We start from the raw sequence: 17,368 nt of genomic DNA on the forward strand, positions 1-17,368 counted from the left end.
TTCTCACTCGAACGGCAGACACCGGGGCCGGTGTTGATCACAGAGTCAGTTGATCACAGCTTCGCGTCGCAGCTCCGTGTCACAGCTTCGTCCATGCCTCCGTGAGGGTGGCGCGGAGGATCTGCTCGATCTCGTCGAACGTCTCCTGGGTGGAGATCAGCGGCGGGGCGAGCTGGACGACCGGGTCGCCGCGGTCGTCGGCACGGCAGTACAGGCCGTTGTCGTAGAGCGCCTTGGAGAGGAAGCCGTACAGGACGCGCTCGGTCTCGGCGGCGTCGAAGGACTCCTTCGTCGCCTTGTCCTTGACGAGCTCGATGCCGTAGAAGAAGCCGTTGCCGCGGACGTCGCCGACGATCGGCAGGTCGTGCAGCTTCTGGAGGGTCGACAGGAACGCGCCCTCGTTGTCGAGGACGTGCTGGTTGAGGCCCTCGCGTTCGAACAGGTCGAGGTTGGCGAGGGCGACCGCCGCGGAGACCGGGTGGCCGCCGAAGGTGTAGCCGTGCAGGAAGGTGTTGTCGCCCTTGTAGAACGGCTCGGCCAGCCGGTCGCTGATGACGCAGGCGCCGATGGGGGAGTAGCCGGACGTCATGCCCTTGGCGCAGGTGATCATGTCCGGGACGTAGCCGAACTTGTCGCAGCCGAACATCGTGCCGAGGCGGCCGAAGGCGCAGATGACCTCGTCGGAGACGAGCAGGACGTCGTACTGGTCGCAGATCTCGCGCACGCGCCGGAAGTAGCCGGGCGGGGGCGGGAAGCAGCCGCCGGCGTTCTGGACCGGCTCCAGGAAGACCGCGGCGACCGTGTCCGGGCCCTCGAAGAGGATCTGCTGCTCGATCTGGTCGGCGGCCCAGCGGCCGTACGCCTCGGGGTCGTCGCCGTGGATCGGGGCGCGGTAGATGTTGGTGTTCGGGACCTTGTGCGCGCCCGGGACGAGCGGCTCGAAGGGGGCCTTGAGGGCCGGCAGGCCGGTGATGGACAGGGCGCCCTGCGGGGTGCCGTGGTAGGCGACCGCACGCGAGACGACCTTGTACTTGCCGGGCTTGCCGGTCAGCTTGAAGTACTGCTTGGCGAGCTTCCAGGCGGTCTCGACGGCCTCGCCGCCGCCGGTGGTGAAGAAGACCTTGTTGAGGTCGCCCGGCGCGTGGTGCGCGAGACGTTCCGCCAGCTCGACGGCCTTGGGGTGGGCGTAGGACCACACCGGGAAGAACGCCAGCTCCTGCGCCTGCTTGAAGGCGGCCTCGGCGAGCTCGACGCGGCCGTGACCGGCCTGGACCACGAACAGGCCCGCGAGACCGTCGAGGTAGCGCTTGCCCTTGTCGTCGTAGATGTAGGCGCCCTCGCCCCGGACGATCGTCGGAACCGGGGCGTTCTCGTACGAGGACATGCGGGTGAAGTGCATCCACAGGTGGTCGTACGCGGTGCGGCTGAGGTCCTTGCTCACGGTTATCGGGTCCTCAAGGTCGTCAGGTTGCCCAGGGTCATCGGGTTCCCCACATGTAGGTCTGCTTCTTCAGCTTCAGGTAGACGAAACTCTCGGTGGAGCGCACGCCGGGCAGGGCGCGGATGCGTCTGTTGATGACGTCCAGCAGGTGGTCGTCGTCCTCGCAGACGATCTCGGCGAGGACGTCGAACGAGCCCGCGGTCATCACCACGTACTCGACCTCCGCCATGTCGGTCAGGGCTTCCGCTATGGACTCGACGTCGCCCTCGACATGGATCCCGACCATCGCCTGCCGGCGGAAACCCACGGTGAGCGGGTCCGTGACGGCGACGATCTGCATCACGCCCTGGTCGAGCAGCTTCTGGACGCGCTGGCGCACGGCCGCCTCGGAGAGGCCGACGGCCTTGCCGATCGCGGCGTACGGCCGGCGGCCGTCCTCCTGGAGCTGCTCGATGATGGCGAGGCTGACGGCATCCAGCGGGGACGTGCTGCCGTTCCTGGACTCGCGGGAGTCCCTGTGCTCTGCGCTTCGACTGGCCACGGCCTCACTGTGCACGACGTCTCGACCGTTCCGCAAGGCTGGGGCGATGAAATTCGTTGTCTATGAGAGCTGTATCTGCGGAATCCGCAGTTCTGGTGCGGACGGGGGTGTTGAAAACGTGGGTGCGCGGATTAGGGTGGGTGTCTCAGTCAATGGACACCCCCCAACCGTCAGAAACTGACAGGAGGCCGGCAGTGAGCACCGAGCTGCGTCGTCTGCGCAACTACATCGCGGGTGAGTTCCGGGACGCCGCCGACGGGCGGACCACCGAGGTGGTCAACCCCGTGACGGGCGAGGCGTACGCGACCGCGCCGCTGTCCGGCCCGGCGGACGTCGACGCCGCGATGGCGGCCGCCGCCAAGGCCTTCCCGGGCTGGCGCGACACCACCCCGGCCGAGCGGCAGCGGGCCCTCCTCAAGATCGCGGACGCTTTCGAGGAGCGCGCCGAGGACCTCATCGCGGCCGAGGTGGAGAACACGGGCAAGCCGATCGGGCTGACCCGCTCCGAGGAGATCCCGCCGATGGTCGACCAGATCCGCTTCTTCGCGGGCGCGGCCCGGATGCTGGAGGGGCGCAGCGCCGGCGAGTACATGGACGGGATGACGTCCATCGTGCGCCGTGAGCCGGTCGGGGTCTGCGCGCAGGTCGCGCCGTGGAACTACCCGATGATGATGGCCGTGTGGAAGTTCGCCCCGGCGATCGCGGCGGGCAACACGGTGGTGCTGAAGCCGTCGGACACGACGCCCGCCTCCACCGTCCTGATCGCCGACATCGTCGGCTCGATCCTGCCCACGGGCGTCTTCAACGTCGTGACCGGCGACCGTGACACCGGCCGGCTGATGGTCGAGCACCCGACCCCGGCGATGGCCTCCATCACCGGCTCGGTGCGCGCGGGCATGTCGGTGGCCGAGTCGGCGTCCAGGGACCTCAAGCGCGTCCACCTGGAGCTGGGCGGCAAGGCGCCGGTCGTCGTGTTCGAGGACACCGACATCGCCAAGGCCGTCGAGGACATCTCCGTGGCGGGCTACTTCAACGCCGGCCAGGACTGTACGGCCGCCGCCCGGGTCCTCGTCCAGGAGTCGATCCACGACGAGTTCGTGGCCGCGCTGGCGAAGGCCGCGGCGGAGACGAAGACCGGGCAGCCGGACGACGAGGACGTGCTCTACGGCCCGCTCAACAACCCGAACCAGCTCGAGCAGGTCACCGGGTTCATCGAGCGGCTGCCCGCCCACGCCAAGGTCGAGGCGGGGGGCCAACGCGTCGGCGACAAGGGCTACTTCTACGCCGCGACCGTCGTCTCCGGGCTGAAGCAGGACGACGAGATCATCCAGAACGAGGTCTTCGGACCGGTCATCACCGTCCAGTCCTTCACGGACGAGGACCAGGCGGTGGAGTGGGCCAACGGCGTCGAGTACGCCCTCGCCTCCTCGGTGTGGACCAAGGACCACGGCCGCGCGATGCGCATGTCCAAGAAGCTCGACTTCGGCTGCGTGTGGATCAACACCCACATCCCGCTGGTCGCCGAGATGCCCCACGGCGGCTTCAAGAAGTCCGGCTACGGCAAGGACCTCTCGTCGTACGGCTTCGACGACTACACGCGCATCAAGCATGTGATGACGTCCCTGGACGCGTAGCGCTCCGCGCGTCATGCTCCCCGCGGAGCGCTCCCTGACCGGCGCTCCGCGGGCGGCCGTTCGACGCGTTCCCTGGCTTTGCCATCTCTTTACAACCTGTTGCGTCGCTGCGTCGTCTCTCCCCCCGATCCGTCAACGGACCGATGAAAGAGAGCGATTCATGCGACTCATATCCCGAACGGGCTTTGCCGCACTGGCAGTTGCGGGTGCCGCCCTGATGGTGGGCGCGAGCCCCGCGCTCGCCGACGGGACCCCGTCCGCCGTGCCCAGCGCCGCCCCCACGACGGACTCGGGCACGGACGCCACCCCCGCCACCAGCATGGCCCCGACCCCGGCCACGGACACCGAGCCCGGCCCGACCACCGCCCCGAGCCAGGTCGGCACCGTGCCGAGGGGTGCCGCCGACACCGGCGTCGGGGAGCCGTCCGACAGCAACGGCGCGGTGATCGGCGGCGGCGCGGTCGCGGCGTTCGCGGCGGCCGGCACGGCCTTCTACGTCGTACGGCGCCGGAGGGCGACCGGCGCATGATCTCGCTCTCCAGGCGCGCCGTGGCCCTCTCGGCCCTCGCGGTGCTGCTGCTCACGGGCTGCGCCGGCAACTCGGCCGACCCGGTCGCCACGACCGGCGCGGGTACGCCGGGCGCGTCCTCCGCTTCCTCGGGCTCCTCCGCTTCCTCGGCCCCCTCCGCCCAGGCGGCGCGGCCCCTAGCGCGGTCGGTGCCGGTCGGGCTGCGGATTCCGGTCATCGGGGTCGACACCTCGGTCATGCGGCTGGGGCTGGCCGCCGACGGCACTGTGCAGGTGCCTCCCGTCGAGCGGCACGACCGGGCGGGGTGGTACGAGCAGTCGCCGACCCCGGGGCAGACCGGGCCGTCGGTGATCCTCGCCCACGTCACGGTCGGCCAGTACGGCGACGGCGTGTTCCGGCACCTCGACCGGCTGCGCCGGGGCGACCGGATCACGGCGCGCCTGGAGAACGGCACGACGGCCGAGTTCGCCGTCACCGACGTGAGCACCGTCGACAAGGCGGAGTTCCCGACCGAGAAGGTCTACGGGAACGTGGACCGGCCGGAACTGCGTCTCATCACGTGCGGCGGACCCCGTACCGGCGACGGATACCGCGACAACGTGATCGTCTTCGCCGCGCTGAGCACCGGGTCGACCGCTGGTTCGGGCACCGGGTCCGGTGCCGCCTCGAGTTCCGCGGGAGAACGTTGAAACGGTCACACACGCGCGAGAGGGCGGCGTCCGAACTGTTCGCCGCCCTCTACCCACGTCTCGCCGGCTGGTGCCGCCGGCTCGTCGACGACGACGAGACGGCGCACGAGATCGCCTCGGAGGCGTTCACCCGCCTCTGGGCCCGCTGGACGACCGTGGCGGAGCCGCAGGGCTTCCTCTTCGTCACCGCCGCCAACCTGGTCCGCGACCACTGGCGCAAGCTCGAACGGGAGCGCCGGGCCGTGCGCCGGGCCACCGTCGAGGCCGCCGTCGCCCCGCACGCCGAGACGGCCGACCCCTCGGTGCGGATGCTCGTGCAGTCGCTGCCCGACCGGCTGCGCGTGCCGATCCTGCTGCACTACTACGCTGACATGCCGATCAGGGAGGTGTCCGTGCTGACCGGGCGCAAGGAAGGAACCGTCAAGGCCGACCTGCACGCGGCTCGCGAGATGCTCCGCGCCCAACTGAGGAGAAGCCTTGATCACACCCGCTGACGACTTCGACGACGGCCCGGACCTCGACCCGGACGACCCGCTCACCGTCGTCCTGCGGCCCGCCTCCGGCCACCTCGGCCCGCCGCCCGGCCGGTACGAGGAGATCCGCCGCGGCGCGGCCCGCCGCCGGCTGGTGCGCGTCGCGGCCGGGGTCGGCGCGACCTGCGCCGTCGCCGCGCTCGCCGTCCTGCTGCCGCTGCGCCTGACGGGGTCCGACGCACCCGCGGGCCCGGCGGTCCCACTCGCCCCGCCGCCGGCGAGCGGCCCGTCGAACGGGCCGTCGACCGTGCCGTCGACCGGGCCCGCGCCCACCCCCCCGGCCGGCACCGAGGGCTTTACGCGGGCCCCCACGCCGGACCCTTCGGAGGGGGTGGACACCACCGTCCCGGCCCCCGGTTCCTCGACTGCCCCCACCGGCACCGTTGCCCCCACCTTCGCGGAAACCCCCAGCGGGGAACCGACGCAGACCGCGCGGGACACGACCTCGACCCAGCCGGGTACGCCGTCGGCCGAGCCGAGTACGCCGTCGTCCACCCCGTGAAGTTCCGTTCCGCGTAGGGGAGTTGCCGACGGTTTCCCCTGCGGGAGACGAAAAAGTGTTATCCGGGAGCCGTCCAGGCCGTCCCCTCGGGTGTGATCTCCGACATTGCCAACAACGGGGGGTCGGCTGAGAGGGTGCGGGCATGAGGACGTACGTCGACGCAGAGGCCGCCCGGCACTGGCGTGCCACCGTCGCCGACGCGCAGGCCGGCGACCGGCAGGCGCTGGACGAGCTGGTCGCGGGCTGGCTGCCGCTGGTCTACAACATCGTCGGCCGCGCCCTGAACGGCCACGCCGACGTCGACGACGTCGTCCAGGAGACCATGCTGCGCGCCGTCGACAACCTCGGCTCGCTGCGCGACCCCGACAGCTTCCGCTCCTGGCTGGTCGCCATCGCCATGCGGCAGATACGCGACCGCGCCCGCCGCCGGACGACGCAGCGCCTCGACGAGAGCGTGCCGCAGGACGACGCCGCCGACTTCGCCGAACTCACCGTGCTCCGGCTCCAGTTGGAGGGCCAGCGGCGCGAGGTCGCGGAGGCGGTGCGCTGGCTGGACGACGAGGACCGGCAGTTGCTGTCCCTGTGGTGGCTGGAGGTCGCGGGCGAACTCACCCGCCGTGAGCTGGCCGCCGCCGTCGGCATCAGCCGGCAGCACGCCGCGGTGCGCGTCCAGCGGGTGAAGGAACGGCTGGAGGTCTCCCGGGGCATCGTGCGCGCCCTCGACGGCGCCTGCCCCGACCTGCGCGACCTGACCGCCCGCTGGAGTGGCCCCCCCGACTCCGTGTGGCGCAAGCGGCTGGCCCGGCACGTCCGTGCCTGCGGCTACTGCGGCGACACCGGCGAGTCCGTCGTCCCGGCGGAACGGCTGCTCGTCGGGATCGCGCTGGTGCCGGTCCCGGCCGGCTTCACGATCTCCCTGGCCCTCGGCGGCAAGACGGCCGCCGCGGCCACCGGCACCGCCTCCGCCGGCTGGTCCGCGAAGGTGCTGGCCGCGCTGACCAAGCCGGCCGTCGCGGTCACGGCCGGCGCGACCCTCGCCGCGGGCGGCGCCTACGTCGTCGTCAGGCCCCCCGACGACCGGCCCTCGCGGACGGCCGTCGTCCCCACGGCGGCGAGCGCGCCCGCGACCACGCCGTCGAGGTCCGCCGCTTCCCCCACGGCTTCTGCCACGGCCGCCGCCTCCGCCTCGCCGTCGCCGTCCCCCTCGCCGTCGGCGAGCGAGGCGAAGACGGGCCGGTACGGCAGTGTCGTCGACGCCGTCGACAGCGCGCCCGGCCGGGACGCGCCGCCCGCCGCCCTGCCGCAGCGGCCCGCGCCCGGCGTCACCAGCAGCGGCGGCGCGCACGCCACCATGAACCACCGCGGGGACAGCGTGACGCTCAGCGGCCGGGGCTATGTCCTGGTGCGCTGGCAGATATCGCCGCAGTACCGCGCCGGCGGCCTGGTCATGCCGGCCTGGACCGGCCTCAAGGGCAAGCTCTTCCACGTGGCCTCGGGCGGCGGCCGCCGCATGGACGACCCTGTCAGCGCCACCGACGCCACCGCCACCGGCATGGGCGGCACGGCCACCGGCTACACGGTCCTGCCGGCCGGCGCCCAGCAGATGTGGCAGAACGAGTACTTCTACCTCGCCGGCACCGTCACCCTCACCGTGAACGAGCGGGGCGCCGACTACGGCCTCAACGTCTTCCCGACCACCTGGGACGCCGTGGAGAAGGACCTCACGACCGGCCCCGACCGGGGCGCGACGCGCTACGGCCTCGTCCGCGACACCGGCGGCGACGACACCCCGGTCCCGCAGTACGCCACCCGCGAGACCCCGGCCGACCCGGCGACGGTGGCGCAGCGCTCACGCGTGTAGCAGGGCCGTCAGGACGTCGATGCGGTTGGTGGTGATCGAGTCGACGCCCAGGTCGACGAGCCGGCGCAGGGAACGGCGGGTGTCGGGGGTCCAGACGGAGAGCAGGTAGCCGTCGCGGTGGACACGGGCGGCCAGGTCGCGGTCGACGAGGGAGAAGCGGTAGTTCAGCCAGCGCGGCCGTACCGCCGCGAGGAGGGCGGGGCGCGGGGGCGCCAGGCTGGTGCGGGTCAGGGCGATCTCGGCGGACGGGTCGGCCGCGCGGACGGCGAGCATCTCGGCGGCGCCCGCACAGTAGTAGGCGCGGTCGGCCGCCCCCGCCTCCCGTACGACGTCCACGATCCGGCGCGCCGTCCGCACGTCCCGCGTGCCCGGCAGGTCCAGCATCACCCGGCTGCCGTCGGTCGCCGCGAGCGCCTCCGCGAGGGTCGGCACCGCGCCCGCCGTCAGCCCGCGCACCTCGGCGGCGGACAGCGAACGCAGCGGCCGGTCCAGTTCCCACAGCCGCTTCAGCGTCTCGTCGTGCAGCAGCACGGGCACGCCGTCCCGGGTGAGGCGTACGTCGAACTCGACGGCGTCCGCGCCCTGGTCGAGCGCGGAACGCAGCGAGTCGAGCGTGTTCTCACGGAAGCGGTACGGGTCGCCGCGATGGGCCACGGCAGTGAGCGTCTGCATGGGCCCATTGTGACGTCAGGGGGCGAGCCGTTCTGCTGCGGAGGTGTTCGGGTAGCCGCCGGTGCAGGTGTCCGTGTAGGTGTCGATCTCGTCCCTGATGCGGGCCTTGCCGGCCTCGTCCAGGAAGGACGCCTCGACGGCGTTCTTCGCGAGGCCGGCGACGCCGCGCTCGTCGAGGCCGAGGAGGCGGGCGGCGACGGCGTACTCGTTGTCGAGGTCGGTGCCGAACATCGGCGGGTCGTCGGAGTTGACCGTGACGAGGACGCCGGCCCGCACGAACTCCTTGATCGGGTGCTCGTCGAGGGTGCGGACCGCGCGCGTGGCGATGTTCGAGGTCGGGCACACCTCCAGGGCGATGCGGTGCTCGGCGAGATGCGCGAGCAGCTTCTCGTCCTGCGCGGAGCTGGTGCCGTGCCCGATGCGCTCGGCGCGCAGATGGGTCAGCGCGTCCCACACCGTCTGCGGGCCGGTGGTCTCGCCGGCGTGCGGCACCGACCGCAGGCCGGCGGCGATCGCCCGGTCGAAGTACGGCTTGAACTGCGGGCGCGGTACGCCGATCTCGGGGCCGCCGAGCCCGAACGAGACCAGCCCCTCGGGGCGGATCCGGTCGTCGGTGGCGAGCCGCGCCGTCTCCTCGGCGGCATCGAGGCCGGCCTCGCCGGGGATGTCGAAGCACCAGCGCAGCACGGTCCCGAACTCCGCCTCGGCCGCCTTGCGGGCGTCCTCGATCGCGTCCATGAAGGCGAGTTCGCCGATGCCGCGCCGGGTGGAGGAGAACGGGGTGATGGTCAGCTCGGCGTACCGCACCTGCTGGCGCGCCAGGTCCCGGGCGACCTCGTACGTCAGCAGCCGGACGTCCTCCGGGGTGCGGATCAGGTCGACGACGGACAGGTACACGTCGATGAAGTGGGCGAAGTCCGTGAACTGGAAGTAGTCGACCAGGGCCTCGGGGTCGGTGGGCACCTTGGAGTCGGGGTGCCGGGCGGCCAGCTCGGAGACGATGCGGGGGGAGGCGGAGCCGACGTGGTGGACGTGCAGTTCGGCCTTGGGCAGCCCCGCGATGAAGGCGTGCAGGTCACGGGCGCCGCTCGGATCGGCGGCGGCAGTCGCTGCCACTGCGGAGGCGTCGAGGCGGTCGGTCATGGGGTCCTCCCCGGGACGGCGCCCCGGGCCGAGCGGGCCTGACGGGACGCGGGTGATCGGCTGATCGATGAGTCGGGATCATCGTAGGCGGAGGCCTGGGAGGCGGAGGCCTGGGAGACCGCCGCCCGCCTCGAACGACACGGGCCGTAGCATGACGGAAGGCTTGGCAGAGGGTGACAGCCAGAGGGTGACAGAGGGGATCCACGCATGTCCGACGAGGCGACCGGCCCGCAGGACGCGGCTCCCAGGGTGCCGTTGGACAAGAACACGGGGGACACGGGCGCGGACAACACGGGCGCGGCGGATAGTGCTGCCGGTGCTGCCGGTGCTGCCGGTGCTGCCGGTGCTGCCGGTGCTGCCGGTGCTGCCGGTGCTGCCGGGACTGCCGGGGACGCCGGGACTGCCGGTTCGCCCGTCGCGTCGAACCCCTGGGCCGCCCCGGGCGACGGCGCGCGGAGTGGCAGCGGACCCGGCCACACCGTCGCCGCGAACGAACCGCCGGCCTCGCCGCACCAGGCACCCCCGTCCGTCCACGACCAGCGGACGGTCACCTCACTGCCCTGGGCCGACCCCTACGGCGGCCCGCTCGGCTCCTTCCCGCCTCCCGGCCAGGGCGGTGCGGTCCCTCCGCCGCCCATCGCCCCCGACGGTCCCGGGCAGATCCCGTACGGCTATCCCGGCGGCTACGGGTACGGCTCCCCGTCCCAGCCCCAGGCCCCCTACGGGAGCGGCGCTCCGGGCCCCTACGGCTGGCCCGGGTACGGGGCGGGGGACAGTAACGGGATGGGTGTCGCCGGGCTCGTGCTCGGGATCATCTCGGCCATCGTCTTCTGCCTGTGGCCGCTGGCGATCGTCCTCGGCATCCTGGGCGTCGTCTTCGGCGCGCTCGGCCGTGGCAGGGCCGGACGCGGTGAGGCCTCGAACCCCGGCCAGGCACTGGCCGGCATCATCTGCGGATGCGCGGGCATCGTGCTCGGCATCGGCATGGGCGTACTGGTGCTCGTGGCCCCCTGAGACCTGACCAACCCAGGCAGGTGCCGACCGGTCTCAGCCCCTCCGCTCAGGCCCCGTTCAGTCCCCGGCCCGGGCAACCCGCTCAGGCACCCGTCTCAAGCCCCCGTCTCCGTCTCAAGCCCCCGTCTCCGTCTCAAGCCCCCGTCTCCGCCCCCGTCCTCAACCGCTCCCGTGCCTCCATCAGGGCGAAGCCCAGCAGGTTCGCTCCCCGCCAGCGCTGCGGGTTCATCGCCGCCTCGTCGTCCGCCGCCATGCCGATGCCCCACACGCGGTCCATCGGGCTTGCCTCCACCAGTACACGCCGGCCCGTGCCCAGCAGGAACGCCCGCAGTGCGGGGTCCGAGGCGAATTTGTGGGTGCTGCCCTCGACCACGATCCGGAACCGTTCCCGCTCCCAGGTCGCCTCGTCGAAGCCGCGGACCAGGCGGCCCTCCTTCTTCGCCTGGGCGGGGGAACCGGCGGCCAGCGCCCGCCGCTCCGCCTCCGGGTCCGCGAAGAGCCGCGCCTTGCCGGCCATCATCCAGTGCTCGGCCGTCGCGTAGGCGACCCCGTCGACCACGAACGGTGACGGCCACCACTGGCTCAGACAGCTTGCGCCCACTTGGCCGTCGGGGCGCGGCCGGTGTCCCCAGAAGTGCAGATACTTGATCCGAGCCCCCGCCTGGACCTCCCTGACCAGGGCATCCCGCCCATCGATCTTCTCCATGCCCGCCAGCATGGCAGGCACCACTGACACCGCGTCCCGCCTTTTCCGCCCCCACTCGACACCCGGTCGCCCCTCGTCGACAGATTCCGTCGTGTAACCAAAAGGCAACAACGGAATCACTTGTTGGAGTGCCCTTGCTCTGTCAGGATCGTCAATCAAATCAGGCTGGAGCTACGTCACCCGCCCCCGCGCACAGCGGGGCGAAGGCGGAGGAGAGCGACATGCAGGACCGGTTCCCCGCGCAGGAACGTTTCACGGACGGCACCCGGTACATCGCGGGATCCCTGATCATCAGCGAGATGCCCCACGGCGGTTACCGGGCCTCCTGCTTCGGCAAGGACATGCCAGCGTATTCGTTCGAGGAGTACACCCAGGTAAAGCACGTTATGTTCGATAACACGGCGATGGCTCGCAAGCCCTGGCACCGCACCATCTTCGGAGACGCGTAAGCGACGACTCATCAGCGACGACGAATCGGCCGCCGACCACGGCCGGACCTCCCGAAGGGGCATCACGCGCATGAAGCAGTACGAGCCCGACCGTCTGAGCCCGGCCCAAGTGGCCGCCATACGGCGCAGCTTCCGCAGTGGCAGGGCGGCCCTGACCCGCCGTTCGCTGCTGCGTGCCTCCGCCGGCGGCGCGGTCACCCTGGGCGGCCTCGGCGCACTGAGCGGCTGCGGGATCCCCGCGGCCGGCAAGACCTCGGGCGGCACGTCCGCCGAGGACCACTCGGCGAAGGAGAAGACCGTCACCTTCTCCAACTGGACCGAGTACATGGACGTCGACGACAGCGGCAAGCACCACCCCACCCTCGACGCCTTCACCAAGCGCACCGGCATCAAGGTCAAGTACACCGAGGACATCAACGACAACAACGAGTTCTTCGGCAAGATCAAACCGCAGCTCGCCGCGGGCCAGGACACCGGCCGCGACCTCATCGTCCTCACCGACTGGCTGGCCGGCCGCCTCATCCGCCTGGGGTGGGTCCAGAAACTGGACGCGTCCAACCTCCCGCACGCCTACGCCAACCTCTCGGAGCAGTTCCGCAGCCCGGACTGGGACCCGGGCCGCGCCTACTCGTACCCCTGGCAGGGCATCTCCACGGTCATCGCCTACAACAAGAAGGCGCTGGACGGCGTAGAGGTGAAGTCGGTCTCCGACCTGCTCGACAACCCCAGGCTCAAGGGCCGCGTCGGCTTCCTCACCGAGATGCGCGACACCATGGGCATGACCCTGCTGGACATGGGCAAGGACCCGGCGAAGTTCACCGACGACGACTACGACGCGGCCGTCGCCCGCCTCCAGAAGGGCGTCGACGCCGGCCAGATCCGCCGCTTCACCGGCAACGACTACACCTCCGACCTGACCAGCGGCGACTTCGCGGCCTGCCTCGCCTGGGCCGGGGACGTCGTCCAGCTCAAGGCGGACAGTCCCGACGTCGACTTCGTCATCCCCGCCAGCGGCTATCTGACGTCCAGCGACAACATGCTGATCCCCAACAAGGCGCGTCACAAGACGAACGCAGAGCGGCTCATGGACTACTACTACGAGCCGGAGCCGGCCGCCCAGCTCGCCGCGTACATCAACTACGTCTGCCCCGTCGACGGCGTGAAGGACGCGCTTGCGAAGATCGACAAGGAGGCGGCGGACAACCCGCTGATCATCCCCGACAAGGCCATGCAGGCGAAGTCCCGCGCCTTCCGCTCCCTGAGCGCGGAGGAAGAGACCGCCTACGAGGCGAAGTTCGCGAAGCTCACTGGGGCGTGACGACGATGAAGACGACCGACAGCGGCAGTGGCGGCGGCGATGTCCGCCTCGCCGGCATCAGCAAGACCTACGGCTCCTTCACCGCCGTCCACCCGATGGACCTGACCGTCCCGCACGGCTCCTTCTTCGCCCTGCTGGGCGCCTCCGGCTGCGGCAAGACCACCACCCTGCGCATGATCGCCGGCCTGGAGGAACTCTCCTCCGGCACCGTGCACCTCGGCGACCAGGACGTCACGGCCCTCCCGCCGTACAAGCGCCCGGTGAACACCGTCTTCCAGTCGTACGCCCTCTTCCCGCACCTCGACGTCTTCGAGAACGTCGCCTTCGGCCTGCGCCGCCGTGGCATCAAGGGCGTGAAGAAGCAGGTCGAGGACATGCTGGAGCTCGTCCAGCTCGGCGAGCAGGCGCGCAAGAAACCGCACCAGCTCTCCGGCGGCCAGCAGCAGCGCGTCGCCGTGGCCCGCGCCCTCATCAACCAGCCCAAGGTGCTCCTCCTCGACGAGCCCCTCGGCGCCCTCGACCTCAAGCTGCGCCGCCAGATGCAGCTGGAGCTCAAGCGCATCCAGAACGAGGTCGGCATCACCTTCGTGCACGTCACGCACGACCAGGAGGAGGCCATGACGATGGCCGACACGGTCGCCGTGATGAACGCGGGCCGCGTCGAACAGCTCGGCTCGCCGACCGACCTCTACGAGAACCCGCACACCACGTTCGTCGCCAACTTCCTCGGCACGTCCAACCTGATCGAGGCCGAGGTCGACGCCAAGAGCGGCGACGACATCGTCCTGAAGGCGGGCGGCGGCAAGCTCGTCCTGCCCGAGGCCCGCTGCTCGGCGCCCACGCGGACCGGGGGCAAGGTGCTGGTCGGCGTCCGCCCGGAGAAGATCACCCTCACCCACGCCGACGACGCGGGCGGGATCCCCGAGGGCCGCAACCGCATCACCGGGCGGATCGCCCACTCGTCGTTCATCGGCGTCTCCACGCAGTACGTCATCGACAGCGCGGTCTGCCCCGAGTTCGAGGTCTACGCCCAGAACATCGACCGCGATGCCCGGCTGGTGCCCGGCGCCGACGTCGTCCTGCACTGGAACCCGGCCCACACCTTCGGCCTGGACGCGGCGCAGGACATCGACGCCGGCATCCAGGAAGAGGCGGCGGTCTGAGATGGCGACGCTCACCGAGGCACCCCCGCCGCTCTCCCCGACGGCCCCCGCGAAGGCGCCGCCGCGCAGGCGAGGGCGCTGGACGCCGTACTGGCTGCTGCTGCCCGGGCTGCTCTGGCTGATCGTGTTCTTCGCGCTGCCGATGCTCTACCAGGCCTCCACGTCCGTGCAGACGGGCTCCCTGGAGGAGGGCTACAAGGTCACCTGGCACTTCGCGACCTACTGGGACGCGCTGACCGAGTACTGGCCGCAGTTCCTGCGCTCGGTCCTCTACGCCGGTGCCGCCACGATCCTGTGCCTGGTCCTCGGCTACCCGCTGGCCTACCTGATCGCCTTCCGCGCGGGCCGCTGGCGCAACCTGATCATGATTCTGGTGATCGCGCCGTTCTTCACCAGCTTCCTGATCCGCACCCTCGCCTGGAAGACGATCCTCGCGGACGGCGGCCCGGTCGTCGAAGTGCTCAACACGCTGCACGTCCTGGACGTCACCAGCTGGCTCGGCTGGACCTCCGGCGACCGGGTCCTGGCGACGCCGCTCGCGGTGGTGTGCGGTCTGACGTACAACTTCCTGCCGTTCATGGTCCTGCCGCTGTACTCCTCGCTGGAGCGCATCGACGTGCGGCTGCACGAGGCGTCGGGCGACCTGTACGCGAGGCCGAGCACCACCTTCCGCAAGGTCACCTTCCCGCTGTCGATGCCCGGCGTGGTCGCCGGGACGCTCCTGACCTTCATCCCGGCGGCCGGCGACTACGTCAACGCCGAACTCCTCGGCTCGACCGACACCCGCATGATCGGAAACGTCATCCAGACGCAGTTCCTGCGCGTCCTGGACTATCCGACGGCGGCCGCCCTTTCCTTCATTCTCATGGCCGCGATCCTACTCATGGTCACTTTCTACATCCGCAGGTCCGGGACGGAGGAGCTGGTCTGAATGCCTTTCGTCAACGCACTTCTCAACTGGCTCAAGCGCTATTTCGTGGTCATCGCGGGACTTCTCACGCTCGGCTATCTCCTGCTGCCGAACATCGTCGTCACGGTGTTCTCCTTCAACAAACCGAAGGGCCGCTTCAACTACCAGTGGCAGCAGTTCTCCACGGACGCCTGGAAAGACCCGTGCGGGGTCTCCGGACTGTGCGGCTCGCTCTCGCTCAGCCTCCAGATCGCCATCTGGGCGACGATCGGCGCGACCCTCCTCGGCGCGATGATCGCCTTCGCGCTGGTCCGCTACCGCTTCCGCGCGCGGGGCGCCGTCAACTCGCTGATCTTCCTGCCGATGGCGATGCCCGAGGTCGTCATGGCGGCCTCGCTGCTCACTCTGTTCCTCAATCTGGGTGCACAGTTGGGATTCTGGACGATCCTCATCGCGCACATCATGTTCTGCCTCAGCTTCGTCGTGACGGCCGTCAAGGCCCGCGTCATGTCGATGGACCCGCGCCTGGAACAGGCCGCCCAGGACCTCTACGCCGGACCGGCGCAGACCTTCCTGCGCGTCACCCTGCCCATCGCCGCCCCCGGAATCGCCGCGGGCGCGCTGCTCGCCTTCGCGCTCTCCTTCGACGATTTCATCATCACCAATTTCAACGCGGGCTCGACCGTCACCTTTCCCATGTTCGTCTGGGGTTCGGCACAGCGCGGAACGCCCGTCCAGATCAACGTCATCGGCACGGCCATGTTCCTGGTCGCCGTCCTGCTGGTCCTGACCTCGATGGTCATCGGAAACCGCCGACACCGGTACAAGGCATAGGGCATAAGGCGGCGCCATGAACCGGTGGATCACCTCTCTCTCCGACGCCCAGCCGGTCCCGTACTGGCTGGAAGACCCGGACAAGCCCCACCCCGAGCCCGCGCTCACCGGCGCCGAGACCTGCGATCTGCTGGTCGTCGGCGGCGGCTACAGCGGGCTGTGGACCGCGCTCGTCGCCAAGGAGCGCGAACCGCTGCGGGACGTGGTGCTGGTGGAGGGCCGCGAGGTGGGCTGGGCCGCCTCGGGCCGCAACGGAGGCTTCTGCGCGGCCTCCCTCACCCACGGGCTGCCCAACGGACTGGCCCGCTGGCCGGACGAGATCCACCGGCTCCAGGAGCTGGGCGCGCGCAACCTCGACGAGATCGAGGCGGCGATCGCCCGGCACGGCATCGCCTGCGACTTCGAGCGCACCGGCGGGATCGACGTCGCCACCGAGACCTACCAGGCGTGGGAACTGCGCGACTGGTACGAGGAGCTCGACCGCAGGGGCCTTGCCGACGGCCTGGAGTTCCTCGACGCCGACGCGGTCCGCGCGCAGGTCGCCTCGCCCACCTTCGAGGCGGGACTGTACGACCGCGCGGGCGTGGCCATGCTGCACCCCGCCAAGCTGGCCTGGGGCCTGAAGCGGGCGTGCCTCCGGCTCGGCGTCCGCGTCCACGAGCACACGCCCGCGCTGGACCTGAAGCCGTACGGCGCCGGGATGGCCGTCCGCACCCCCTACGGGCAGGTCCGGGCCCGGCAGGTCGCGCTCGGCACGAACATCTTCCCCAGCCTGGTCAGACGGGTGCGGGCGTACACCGTCCCGGTCTACGACTACGCGCTGATGACCGAACCGCTGACCGCCGCCCAGCTCGACTCGGTCGGCTGGAAGAACCGGCAGGGCCTCGGGGACTCCGCCAACCGGTTCCACTACTTCCGGCTCTCCGCCGACCAACGGATCCTGTGGGGCGGCTACGACGCGGTCTACCCCTACGGGGGCCGGGTGCGCGCCGAGTACGACGACCGGCCGCAGACGTACGCCAAGCTCGCCGGGCACTTCTTCGGCTGCTTCCCGCAGTTGGAGGGCGTCCGCTTCACGCACGCGTGGGGCGGGGCGATCGACACCTGCTCGCGCTTCTCGGCGTTCTTCGGGACGGCGCACCACGGGAAGGTGGCGTACGCGGCCGGGTACACCGGCCTGGGTGTCGGGGCCACCCGGTTCGGCGCCGAGGTGATGCTGGACCTGCTGTCGGGAGAGCGCACCGAGCGGACGTCGCTGGAGATGGTCCGCAAGAAGCCGCTGCCCTTCCCGCCCGAGCCGTTCGCCTGGACCGGCATCGCCCTCACCAAGTGGTCGCTGGCCCGCGCCGACGCGCACGGCGGGCGGCGCAACCTGTGGCTGAAGACGATGGACCGGCTGGGGCTGGGCTTCGACAGCTGACGCGTCCGG

Annotated in this window: 16 protein-coding genes and 2 pseudogenes; 13 read left to right on the top strand and 5 right to left on the bottom strand. The window is 70.9% G+C overall.

The annotated features are described in order from the left end of the window. Nucleotides 1-79: 79 nt before the first annotated feature. The gene (locus OG352_RS31050; RefSeq protein WP_329221486.1) at nt 80-1,441 is read right to left on the bottom strand and encodes an aspartate aminotransferase family protein; all 1,362 of its coding nucleotides are present in this window, start codon (nt 1,439-1,441) and stop codon (nt 80-82) included. Nucleotides 1,442-1,478: 37 nt separating this feature from the next. Further along, the gene (locus tag OG352_RS31055) at nt 1,479-1,997 is read right to left on the bottom strand and encodes an Lrp/AsnC family transcriptional regulator (RefSeq protein ID WP_329221489.1); all 519 of its coding nucleotides are present in this window, start codon (nt 1,995-1,997) and stop codon (nt 1,479-1,481) included. A gap of 179 nt (nt 1,998-2,176) precedes the next feature. Between OG352_RS31055 and OG352_RS31060 the strand changes: the two genes are divergently transcribed. The 6 genes from OG352_RS31060 (at nt 2,177) to OG352_RS31085 (ending at nt 7,730) form a co-directional block, all read left to right on the top strand. After that, nucleotides 2,177-3,616 (top strand): gamma-aminobutyraldehyde dehydrogenase, encoded by a 1,440-nt coding sequence (locus tag OG352_RS31060; RefSeq protein WP_329221491.1) that lies wholly within the window; start codon nt 2,177-2,179, stop codon nt 3,614-3,616. Between the two features lie 160 nt (nt 3,617-3,776). Then, a complete protein-coding gene (locus OG352_RS31065; protein ID WP_443072389.1) occupies nt 3,777-4,145 on the top strand; it encodes a sortase-dependent protein in 369 nt (122 codons plus the stop codon). Beyond that, entirely contained in the window at nt 4,142-4,834 is a 693-nt protein-coding gene (locus OG352_RS31070; protein ID WP_329221493.1) for a class F sortase, read from the top strand. Before OG352_RS31065 ends, OG352_RS31070 begins: the two co-directional genes overlap by 4 nt. Further along, nucleotides 4,831-5,328 carry an RNA polymerase sigma factor gene (locus OG352_RS31075; RefSeq protein ID WP_329221495.1) on the top strand — a complete coding sequence of 166 codons (498 nt, stop codon included), beginning with the start codon at nt 4,831-4,833 and terminating at the stop codon, nt 5,326-5,328. The genes OG352_RS31070 and OG352_RS31075 overlap by 4 nt, the downstream gene beginning before the upstream one ends. Beyond that, nucleotides 5,312-5,869 carry a hypothetical protein gene (locus OG352_RS31080; RefSeq protein WP_329221496.1) on the top strand — a complete coding sequence of 186 codons (558 nt, stop codon included), beginning with the start codon at nt 5,312-5,314 and terminating at the stop codon, nt 5,867-5,869. The genes OG352_RS31075 and OG352_RS31080 overlap by 17 nt, the downstream gene beginning before the upstream one ends. A gap of 142 nt (nt 5,870-6,011) precedes the next feature. Further along, the gene (locus tag OG352_RS31085) at nt 6,012-7,730 is read left to right on the top strand and encodes an RNA polymerase sigma factor (RefSeq protein ID WP_329221497.1); all 1,719 of its coding nucleotides are present in this window, start codon (nt 6,012-6,014) and stop codon (nt 7,728-7,730) included. On the opposite strand, the gene OG352_RS31090 is transcribed toward OG352_RS31085, so the two are convergent. Both OG352_RS31090 and OG352_RS31095 read right to left on the bottom strand, forming a co-directional pair. Continuing rightward, complete coding sequence (locus tag OG352_RS31090) at nt 7,719-8,402, bottom strand: glycerophosphodiester phosphodiesterase (protein ID WP_329221499.1); 684 nt, start codon at nt 8,400-8,402, stop codon at nt 7,719-7,721. The genes OG352_RS31085 and OG352_RS31090 overlap by 12 nt on opposite strands. A 15-nt stretch (nt 8,403-8,417) precedes the next feature. Further along, nucleotides 8,418-9,634, bottom strand: a pseudogene (locus OG352_RS31095) (adenosine deaminase); the annotation flags it as partial. Between the two features lie 118 nt (nt 9,635-9,752). On the opposite strand from OG352_RS31095, the gene OG352_RS31100 reads away from it, so the two are divergent. Continuing rightward, the gene (locus tag OG352_RS31100) at nt 9,753-10,559 is read left to right on the top strand and encodes a DUF4190 domain-containing protein (RefSeq protein ID WP_329221500.1); all 807 of its coding nucleotides are present in this window, start codon (nt 9,753-9,755) and stop codon (nt 10,557-10,559) included. A gap of 133 nt (nt 10,560-10,692) precedes the next feature. Here the strand turns inward: OG352_RS31100 and OG352_RS31105 are convergent, their stop codons facing one another. Further along, nucleotides 10,693-11,265, bottom strand: coding sequence for an NADAR family protein (locus OG352_RS31105; protein WP_329221502.1), 573 nt, complete (start codon nt 11,263-11,265; stop codon nt 10,693-10,695). A gap of 287 nt (nt 11,266-11,552) precedes the next feature. Here OG352_RS31105 and OG352_RS31110 point away from each other — a divergent pair. From OG352_RS31110 to OG352_RS31135, 6 genes and pseudogenes are all read left to right on the top strand, one after another. Then, nucleotides 11,553-11,714, top strand: a pseudogene (locus tag OG352_RS31110) (gamma-aminobutyraldehyde dehydrogenase); the annotation flags it as partial. A gap of 70 nt (nt 11,715-11,784) precedes the next feature. Then, complete coding sequence (locus tag OG352_RS31115) at nt 11,785-13,032, top strand: polyamine ABC transporter substrate-binding protein (RefSeq protein ID WP_329221503.1); 1,248 nt, start codon at nt 11,785-11,787, stop codon at nt 13,030-13,032. Between the two features lie 5 nt (nt 13,033-13,037). Then, nucleotides 13,038-14,195 carry an ABC transporter ATP-binding protein gene (locus tag OG352_RS31120; protein ID WP_329221504.1) on the top strand — a complete coding sequence of 386 codons (1,158 nt, stop codon included), beginning with the start codon at nt 13,038-13,040 and terminating at the stop codon, nt 14,193-14,195. Between the two features lies 1 nt (nt 14,196). Further along, nucleotides 14,197-15,126 (top strand): ABC transporter permease, encoded by a 930-nt coding sequence (locus OG352_RS31125; RefSeq protein WP_329221505.1) that lies wholly within the window; start codon nt 14,197-14,199, stop codon nt 15,124-15,126. Continuing rightward, nucleotides 15,127-15,939, top strand: coding sequence for an ABC transporter permease (locus tag OG352_RS31130; protein WP_329221506.1), 813 nt, complete (start codon nt 15,127-15,129; stop codon nt 15,937-15,939). It begins immediately after the preceding gene. Nucleotides 15,940-15,955: 16 nt separating this feature from the next. Beyond that, the gene (locus tag OG352_RS31135; protein WP_329221508.1) at nt 15,956-17,359 is read left to right on the top strand and encodes an NAD(P)/FAD-dependent oxidoreductase; all 1,404 of its coding nucleotides are present in this window, start codon (nt 15,956-15,958) and stop codon (nt 17,357-17,359) included. Nucleotides 17,360-17,368 lie beyond the last annotated feature (9 nt).

It is taken from the genome of Streptomyces sp. NBC_01485 (genome assembly GCF_036227125.1).
Lineage (GTDB): Bacteria > Actinomycetota > Actinomycetes > Streptomycetales > Streptomycetaceae > Streptomyces.

Coding starts and splice junctions, on each gene's coding strand:
- OG352_RS31130 (WP_329221506.1), top strand. CDS start 15,127: ATGCCTTTCGTCAACGCACTTCTCAACTGGCTCAAGCGCTATTTCGTG.
- OG352_RS31070 (WP_329221493.1), top strand. CDS start 4,142: ATGATCTCGCTCTCCAGGCGCGCCGTGGCCCTCTCGGCCCTCGCGGTG.
- OG352_RS31065 (WP_443072389.1), top strand. CDS start 3,777: ATGCGACTCATATCCCGAACGGGCTTTGCCGCACTGGCAGTTGCGGGT.
- OG352_RS31115 (WP_329221503.1), top strand. CDS start 11,785: ATGAAGCAGTACGAGCCCGACCGTCTGAGCCCGGCCCAAGTGGCCGCC.
- OG352_RS31085 (WP_329221497.1), top strand. CDS start 6,012: ATGAGGACGTACGTCGACGCAGAGGCCGCCCGGCACTGGCGTGCCACC.
- OG352_RS31100 (WP_329221500.1), top strand. CDS start 9,753: ATGTCCGACGAGGCGACCGGCCCGCAGGACGCGGCTCCCAGGGTGCCG.
- OG352_RS31135 (WP_329221508.1), top strand. CDS start 15,956: ATGAACCGGTGGATCACCTCTCTCTCCGACGCCCAGCCGGTCCCGTAC.
- OG352_RS31105 (WP_329221502.1), bottom strand. CDS start 11,265: ATGGAGAAGATCGATGGGCGGGATGCCCTGGTCAGGGAGGTCCAGGCG.
- OG352_RS31120 (WP_329221504.1), top strand. CDS start 13,038: ATGAAGACGACCGACAGCGGCAGTGGCGGCGGCGATGTCCGCCTCGCC.
- OG352_RS31090 (WP_329221499.1), bottom strand. CDS start 8,402: ATGCAGACGCTCACTGCCGTGGCCCATCGCGGCGACCCGTACCGCTTC.
- OG352_RS31125 (WP_329221505.1), top strand. CDS start 14,197: ATGGCGACGCTCACCGAGGCACCCCCGCCGCTCTCCCCGACGGCCCCC.